We start from the raw sequence: 7880 nt of genomic DNA, 5'->3' as shown, positions 1-7880 counted from the left end.
CCCGACAGCTCCGCCACGTCCGCCCCGCGCCTGAACACGGCGGGCGGGGCCACCGTCACCGCGCCGCCCCAGGCCGGCCCCGACCMCCGCCCCACCCCGCAACCGACACCGGACACCGCGACCCCGGCCGCCACCCCGGGTGGCGTGCCCGGCGGTATGCCGCACGCGGGCAACCCAGCGGCCGCCAACCCGACCACACCGGCAGCCGCTCGGCCTACCGCACCGCCCACCCCGACAGCGGCACCGACCGTCCAGCCGCAGCGCCGCCCCGACCACGACGGCCCCACCCTCACCCCCCGCCCCGCCGCCGACCGCGGCCCCGGCACCAACCGCCCCGACCCGCGCGCCGCCTACGCCAACCCCACCACGCGCCCCGACATCCCCTCACGCCTCAACCCGACCGGTCGCCCCGACACGGCTCGGCCGGACAGCACCCGCCCCGACATCGGATCGCGTCTGGACCCGACCCGTCCGGATGTCAAGCGCCCGGACGGTACTCGCCCTGACATACCGTCCCGTCTGGACCCCACCGGTTCGAACACTCCGCGCAGTGACGCGAACCGTGCCGACACGACCCGTCCTGACATCGGCTCGCGCCTGGACCCGAACCGCCCGGACGGCAACCGCCCGGACGGCACCCGCTCGGACGGCACCCGTCCTGACATCGGCTCGCGCCTGGACCCCACCGACTCGAACGCCACCCGCCCGGACACGGCTCGGCCGGACAGCACCCAGCCCGACATCGGCTCCCGCCTGGACCCCGCCGACCACGGCACCAGCCGTCCCGACGACGCCGACACCAAGCAGCCGCACCGCCCTGCCACCGCGGACCGGCCTGCCGGCAGCCCGGGCGGAATCCTCGACCCCACCGAGCGCGACCACCAGCGGGTCAACGACGCCACCCCGCACAACCCCGACGGCACCCCCGTTCGCCACCCCGACCCCAACGAGGGCAACTGGCCCGGCGCCATCAACGGCGACGATCCCAACGCCCCCGGCCGCAACAACAACTGCGTCGACACCGCCCTGGCCACCGTCGACACCTTCGACGGCAACCCCMCCCCCGCCGGTGCCCGCACCCCCGACCACGACGCCAACGGCAACCCCTCCGACCGCGGCGAGCGCAACGGCCGCGACCGCATCGAGAACGCCCTCGGCGCCAAGTTCAACGACATGGGCGACGGCCCCGACGCGTACCGCCGCCTGGAGGACACGCTCCGTCAGAACGGTCACGGCTCCCAGGCCGTCATCATCACCACCGACGCGGACGGCCGCTCCCACGCCTGGAATGCCGTCAACCACAACGGCACCGTCACCTACATCGACTCCCAGACCGGCCAGCGCAGCAACCAACCCCTCCACAATGGCGACAACGGCGTCTTCGCCATCCCTCTCGACCCCGACCGCAACCCGACCGAGCCCGCCCACCACGCCGACCCCGACCACAACCCCGACAACGACCGCCGGGCCCCCGAAGAGCCCGCCGGAAGCGATGGTGAGGGAGACGGCAGGTACTCGGACGAGGCCGAGCGGCAGCGTGTCCGGAAGCAGGTGGAGAAGGCCAACAACGAGCCTGAATGGTTCAAGGAGCACTACAACCGTGAAGGCGACCGTCGCCGCATCGGTAAGAAGGATGAAAACGGGAACGAGATTCCTCAGCTTCGCCAGAACCCGGACTACCCGACGGACTCGAACAGATGGATTGCGGCTCAGGATGCGCCGCCGCCGGCGGCCGAGTCGTACAAGGATGGTGCCGAGGTCGAGCGTGCTTCCGCAGTCCCGGCAGATCGAGAGCGCGCCCAGAAGATCGAAGAGGCCGCCGAGAAGCGGGACGCCGCGCTGGGTCGGGACAAGGTTGCCGAGAAGGCTCTGGAAGAGGCAAAGAACAAGCACGAACAGGACAAGACCGATGAGGCTGCGAAGGCGGAGTACGAGCGGCTCCGCCAGGACCACAAGGAACCGCATCATCTGATGGGCAAGGCCGGTGAAGAACTGGGCGACCGTGTGGCGGAGTTCCACGCCGTTCCGGAAAACTTCCCCGGGGCTGAGCGGATTGACGACCGGAAGGATGGCAACAATCGCTTCGACCAGATCTGGCAGCGAGAAGACGGCGGGTTCGTCGTTGTCGAGGCCAAGGCCCCGTCAGCTGACCTGGGTGACCGCAAGGCGCTGAATGGCCGTCAGGTCATGCAGGGGCACCCGGACTATTTCGAAGCGATTCTCGCGCAGATGAGGGAGCGGAAGGGCGATGATGGAACGGAAGCAGCCCTGGCCAGGAAGCTCCGAGCCGCCTGGAAGGCAGGAAAGCTGGACTACGTCATGGTCAAGGCCAAGGTCGATGGCCAGAATGGCTACGATGGCTATCTGATGAAGCAGTTCGATATCGGTACTCCAGGTGGGGAGGGCAACACCAATGCTGGTGACAGTGGCACGCCATGAGCCGGATACGGACAAGGTTGCACAGGTGACCGAGGTGCTGGCTGACATCCTGGCCGAGGAGTTGGCCGAGGAGCCGCTGACGGCCTGGGACCTGCACGGTGCACTGGGCACGGCTCTGACGCTGGCCCGGAAGCGGGGACTGCTCGACCCGGAGGCCGAGGAGATCGACACGTGGAATGCCTACGTCGGTGCGATGCAGGCGAGTTCGGCGGTCTTCGCGGCTGTCGCGGCCGAGGAGCCGGTCGAGTGTCGGATCGGTAGGCACGGAGTCCGGCGGATTACGGCGATCGGACCGCAGTACTTCACGGATGCCGGTTCCTGGGTCGATGCGTTCTGGCTGGCTGTCATCTGCCGTGAGCCGCGGCGGCTGGACTTGCTGAGTGCGGTGCCGATCTCAGCGCTGCGAGACTCCGGGGCGCAGTTCGACGAGTACATCTACGCCTGGGCGGGCGCACTCCAGGCGTACCGGCGTCAGGCGCCGGAGCTGATGGAGTTGCTGCTGGCGGCGATCGAAGGTACCGACCCCGAGGTGGCCCGGGTGGCGGATCGTCAGGTGCTGCTCAAGCTGCTGTATCCGCCGATCGCCGTGTTCAACCAGCTGCTGCAGCGGGACGGGGAGAAGTTCAACGCGGCGTTGGCTCGTGGACTGGAGCTGCACCGGGAGTACTGGACGGCGGACGAGGACCGGGTGGAGGACTCCAACGGGTTCGTCTCGCTGCCTCTGCTGGCGATCGCCTGCCTGGCGCACGACGCGGGGCTGCCGGTCGAAGTCGAGTCGGCGTATCTGCCGAAGCACCTGCTGCTGGGTAGCTGGGTCGGGGAGTACGACGCCTGACGGCTCCGGGGCCCGTCATGAACCGCTGGAACCGGAGGTGAGCCTGCCGATGCATGGTGACGGAGGTCCGGCATTCGCATCGGGGTGGTCCGGTCCAGGTGGTGGGCTGGCGTTCGGCTCCGGCAGGGGGCGAGGTTTGCCTGAACTCGGCCCACGATGACTGCTGCCGCTGGTAATGAATCGCTCGGGCCGCCACAGGGATTACTTCGATGCAGCGTGTTGACACCAATGACCTCGATCTCGAGACCGACGACTACCAGCGCCTCTACCACAACGGCGAGTCGTTCACCGGTGAGGTGGTCGAGGGGTCGATCGAGGACCCGATCTCCTTGGAGACCTACTGGGACGGGTGGCTCAACGGGCCGTGGCGGCTCTGGCACCTGGACGGTAGCCCACGGGCGCACGGAGAGTTCGTCAAGGGCAGGTTCATTGGTGAAGTCCTGGCCGGGCACGAGAACGGCAGGTTGCAGTCCCGCAGGTCTTCTCGGAGACAGGGAAGAAGCTGTCCTCCTACGAGCGGGACGAAGACGGTCGGTTCGCCATCGCCTGCCTGGCGTACGACAACGACGTAACGGTGACTGTTGAGTCCGAGTACCTGCCCAAGCACCTGCTGCGCCGCAGCTGGTTCGGCGAGTACCAGACCTGAGCTGCCGGCTGCGTCCGACCAGCCGGGATGATGGAAGGACCGATGGGCTTCAGTGGTGACATTTTGCCCCCGAATGCTGCTGGTCAGCTGGGTCGGTGAGTACGGCGCCTGACATCTCGACAGGGACTACTGCCGTGCAGCGCGTTGACATCAGTGATCCAGCAGTGGGCATGGACGAGGGGCAGCGTGTGACCTACGACGGGGTGCCGTTCACGGGCGAGGTGGTCGAAGGAGCCTTGGACGACCCGACTTCGCTGGAGACGTACCGGGACGGGTGGCTCAACGGTCCGTGGCGGCTGTGGTACCTGGACGGCAGCCCGAAGGCACAGGGGGAGTTCGTCCACGGCGGTCTTGTCGGCGAGGTGCTGGCGTGGCACGCCAACGGGCGGCTGGAGTCCCGGAGGCTGTTCACGGAGACGAGCAGGGAAGTGGCCGGCTACGCCTGGGACGAGGACGGACGGGAGACCCGCTCCTGGACCGCCGGATCCGGAGCCGGAGCAGCGGGCGTAGCCCCGCAGCGGAGCATGCAATGACCGCCGGTCGACTGGACGAGTGGCTGGCGGACGTCCGGGGCCTGCTGCTGTCCGACCGGCAGGCCCTGGCCGAGGCGGTCGCGGCGGCGGGCGGCCCGGTAGCCGACCAGGCCGCCCGGCGGCGGTGTGGTGCGGTGGCGGAGGCGGTCCGGCTGTACCGGGAGGATCTTCGGTGCGGGGTCGCCGAGTGGGCGTCCCGGCTCCGGTTCGCTGCTCAGGCCTGGGGCGATTCTGAGCTGGTGGCCGGCCTGGATGAGTTGGCCCTGCCGCTGCCCTGGCGGGCCGACTGGGCCCGCTGGCGGCCGCTCGGGCTGTTCGACACCCGGGAGTTCGCGCCAGGGTGGACCGGTCCAGTCCAGGTGGTCGGCTGGCGTTCGACTCCGGACGGGGCGGGTGGTGAGGTCTGTCTGCACTCCGCCCACGACCAGCGCTGTCGGTGGTACTCCCTTCCCGACGGCGAGCAGATCGGCGAGGCCGTGGACGAGCTTCCGGAGGTGGCTGGAGTCCCGGAGTATCCGTCCGCTGATCCGGGATTTGCGGTCGAGGTGCTGGAGGAGAGCTTCGATCTGCTGAAGGTCCGGATTCGGAGCACGTCGAGTTCGGAGGAGTCGGTATTCCCACTCTGCTCGACCTACCCCGGTGCTCTCGCCCACCCGTTGCCGGGCGGGAGGCTGCTACTGGCGGGCCACAGCGGGGCGGCTGTGATCAGCTTCGGCGCTCCGGCGGAGCGGGTCACCGGAGCCCGGCCGGAGAACTGGGCCACCCCGTCGGGGCTGACACCCCGTGAAGCCTGGTGGGGGCAGGGTGAACTGAGGGCCGACGACATCGTCCCGTACTACCAGGGTGGTGTCGCGTACGCGGATCCCGGCCGGCTCGGCCCGCTGGCCGGGCGGGCGGACGTGGTGCATGTGCTGTGCACGTTGGGGCTGCCCGGGTTCCCGGTCTTCTGGCAGGAGACCTTCGGATGCCTGGAGAGACTGGCGACCTTGGAGCAACACCTCACCGAGCAGGGTGAGTCGGCGGAGGAATACCACGCTGGCTTCACCGTGATCGCGCTCTCCGCCGACGGTGAGACGGCGCTCTGCGTCGACCATGCCAACGGTCAGGTGCACCAGGCGGAAGGCGGCAGCCCGGAACTGGTCAACACCTCACTGCTTGCCTTCGCCGCTTGCCAGGCCCTGACCAGTTGGGCGCTGTCGGTCTCCACCGCGCGGCAGCCCGAGGAGCGTTATGAGTTCCTGGCTTTCGTCCGCGAGGCGCTCACCCGGATCGACCCGGAGGCCGCAGCGGATCAGGGGACCGACTGGTGGTGGTTCCTCGCACTCGAGGACGACTTCACCCTGGTCGCATAGCCGCAGCTGATCCGATCAAGCCGGAGAACGAGAGAGCAGTGCTTGCCGATGACCTGTCGCACCTCGGCAAGGTTGTCGAGGCGAAAAAAGAAGGACTGCGGAAGAAAGGCTACGAGATCAGGTGAGCGAGAATCAGGCGGAGGCCATGGCCGGACGGCTGATGGCGGTTGACTGGGCCGATTAGAAGGCGGCTATGAGTTGCGCATATTCACGTGCTGCGCTCATGCGGGAATATCTCCGCAGATCTGCGCTCTGGGCGGACCGGTATCAGGCAGCGAAGGAGTGGCCGTTCTTCGATATCGCCGCTTATGTGGACCCAGCAGTACGTGTCCCCGAAGCTCTGATGGACAGGTTCGAGGACTTCCTCAATCGTCATGTCGGGCTACCGGTTGCCTATGGCATGTGTCAGGCGGCCGTCCAATGGGCTGCACTGCTCGAGCGATCCGAAGTGCCCAGGCCGCCACTGGAGGACCCGTTCGAGCCGCTGATCCTGCTGTTCGAGCGCGGAGGCGGATTTGCGACGCGACTCTGGATGCACTGGACGTGTCGGGATCCTGAGCAATCGAGGTAATGGCAATGCAGCGCATTGATATCAACGATGCAGCGATCGAAACGGACGACGAGCAACGTCTGTTCTACGACGGAGAGCCGTTCGCCGGTGAGGTATTCGAAGGGTCCCCGGACTTTCCGGTATCGCTTGAGACCTACCGGGATGGGTGGCTGCATGGTCCCTGGCGGTTGTGGTATTTGGACGGGAGCCCTAAGGCTCAGGGGGAGTTCGCCAACGGCAGATTCGTCGGCGAGGTCATGGCCTGGCACGAGAACGGGCGAGTGGAGTCCCGCAAGCTGTACTCGGCATCGGGGAAGAAGCTTGCCTCCTATGCCTGGGACGAGGACGGTCGGCAGACCCGAGACTGGACCGCGCCTGTGAAGTGAGCCGAAGACCGGAGTTCGTTTTCGAGCTGGGCTACCTGTCGGCTGTCGCATTCCGCCCCTCGGACACGGACCGGGTTCGGGCGGATGGAGCCGGCGCCTTGTCCGTAGGAGAGCCGGGGTGACGTCCTGCCGTCTGGACGCTGGCCAGGTGTCAGTCGGAGTGCAGCCGAGTGCAGCTGGACCGGCAGCGGAAAGCTCATCCACTCCTGGTCGGATGCCTGACAGCAGATCAGAAGGCGAGTTGGGTACGGTGTGTTGGAAGCTGGCCTCGCTGCAGTGGGATGGAGAAGGCTGATGGATAGGGGCCTGGCTGCTCGGGCGGTGGATCGATTCACATCGATTTCGTGGAACGATGACGTGACTGCTGACAGGTGCGCGGATTCCCGACAGGCCCTCATGAGGGAGTATGTGCGCAGGATGGCCCTCTGGGCTTCGGCCTACGAGATCGGGCGACCATGGCCGTTCATCGACCTGGCGGAGCATGTCGATCCGTCGGTGCAGATCGACGAGGATTTGCAGGGATGGCTTGACGAGCTGGTCGAGGAGCGAGCGATCAATTCGAAGATGGCGCGCGTCTGCCGGAACGCCGTCAGGTGGGCGGAGCTCCGAGAGCGGGCCACGGTCGCGTTGCCCGAGCTGGAGGATCCCTTCGAGCCGATCATCGTCCTGCTCGAGCGTGGGGGTCAGTTCTTCAGCGAGAACGGGATCGCTCTGGTCGGGTTCGGGGGTGTCCCGTTCCGGGGAGTCGCCCAGAACGCTGTGCGCTCTCCGTTGGCGCGACTGGACTCGGCTGCGCTGGACGCCCTGGGCACTGCCTGACCGGCCGGGCGGGGAAGCGCGGACAGCGTGCACTCCCCGATACGACCGGCCGCTGAAGCAGTTCGACCGCGGTGCTCCAGGAGCAGGGGGAATGGGAATGGCCATGCTGGTGACGGTGGCACGCCATACGCCGGACACGGACAAGGTTGCACAGGTGACCGCGGTGCTGGCTGGCATCCTGGCCGAGGAGTTGGCCGAGGAGCCGCTGACGGCCTGGGACCTGCACGGTGCACTGGGCACGGCTCTGACGCTGGCCCGGAAGCGGGGACTGCTCGATCCGGAGGCCGAGGAGATCGACACGTGGAATGCCTAGGTCGGTG

At 67.7% G+C, this 7880-nt stretch carries 8 protein-coding genes; all 8 read left to right on the top strand.

The annotated features are described in order from the left end of the window. A partial coding sequence (locus tag ACXJMZ_RS02530) for a toxin glutamine deamidase domain-containing protein (RefSeq protein ID WP_457028308.1) occupies positions 1-2439 on the top strand: 2439 nt, incomplete at its 5' end. A 25-nt stretch (positions 2440-2464) separates the two neighbouring features. Then, positions 2465-3274, top strand: a complete 810-nt coding sequence (locus ACXJMZ_RS02525) for an immunity 49 family protein (RefSeq protein ID WP_457028307.1) — start codon at positions 2465-2467, stop codon at positions 3272-3274. 209 nt (positions 3275-3483) lie between these two features. Next, complete coding sequence (locus tag ACXJMZ_RS02520; RefSeq protein WP_457028306.1) at positions 3484-3846, top strand: toxin-antitoxin system YwqK family antitoxin; 363 nt, start codon at positions 3484-3486, stop codon at positions 3844-3846. A gap of 208 nt (positions 3847-4054) precedes the next feature. Continuing rightward, complete coding sequence (locus ACXJMZ_RS02515; RefSeq protein ID WP_457028305.1) at positions 4055-4453, top strand: toxin-antitoxin system YwqK family antitoxin; 399 nt, start codon at positions 4055-4057, stop codon at positions 4451-4453. After that, positions 4450-5805, top strand: a complete 1356-nt coding sequence (locus ACXJMZ_RS02510; protein WP_457028304.1) for an SUKH-4 family immunity protein — start codon at positions 4450-4452, stop codon at positions 5803-5805. Before ACXJMZ_RS02515 ends, ACXJMZ_RS02510 begins: the two co-directional genes overlap by 4 nt. A gap of 576 nt (positions 5806-6381) precedes the next feature. Then, positions 6382-6741 (top strand): toxin-antitoxin system YwqK family antitoxin, encoded by a 360-nt coding sequence (locus tag ACXJMZ_RS02505; RefSeq protein ID WP_457028303.1) that lies wholly within the window; start codon positions 6382-6384, stop codon positions 6739-6741. A gap of 417 nt (positions 6742-7158) precedes the next feature. Beyond that, positions 7159-7560 (top strand): hypothetical protein, encoded by a 402-nt coding sequence (locus ACXJMZ_RS02500; protein WP_457028302.1) that lies wholly within the window; start codon positions 7159-7161, stop codon positions 7558-7560. A 97-nt stretch (positions 7561-7657) separates the two neighbouring features. Next, positions 7658-7873, top strand: a complete 216-nt coding sequence (locus ACXJMZ_RS02495) for a hypothetical protein (RefSeq protein ID WP_457028301.1) — start codon at positions 7658-7660, stop codon at positions 7871-7873. The last annotated feature ends 7 nt before the right edge of the window (positions 7874-7880 follow it).

The sequence above is a fragment of the Kitasatospora sp. P5_F3 genome (assembly GCF_054049135.1).
This window is presented reverse-complemented; position numbering and strand designations above follow the sequence as displayed.

Bases quoted from the DNA above. Each gene is read 5' to 3' on its own strand.
- ACXJMZ_RS02520 (WP_457028306.1), top strand. From the start codon at position 3,484: ATGCAGCGTGTTGACACCAATGACCTCGATCTCGAGACCGACGACTAC.
- ACXJMZ_RS02510 (WP_457028304.1), top strand. From the start codon at position 4,450: ATGACCGCCGGTCGACTGGACGAGTGGCTGGCGGACGTCCGGGGCCTG.
- ACXJMZ_RS02505 (WP_457028303.1), top strand. From the start codon at position 6,382: ATGCAGCGCATTGATATCAACGATGCAGCGATCGAAACGGACGACGAG.
- ACXJMZ_RS02500 (WP_457028302.1), top strand. From the start codon at position 7,159: ATGGCCCTCTGGGCTTCGGCCTACGAGATCGGGCGACCATGGCCGTTC.
- ACXJMZ_RS02495 (WP_457028301.1), top strand. From the start codon at position 7,658: ATGGCCATGCTGGTGACGGTGGCACGCCATACGCCGGACACGGACAAG.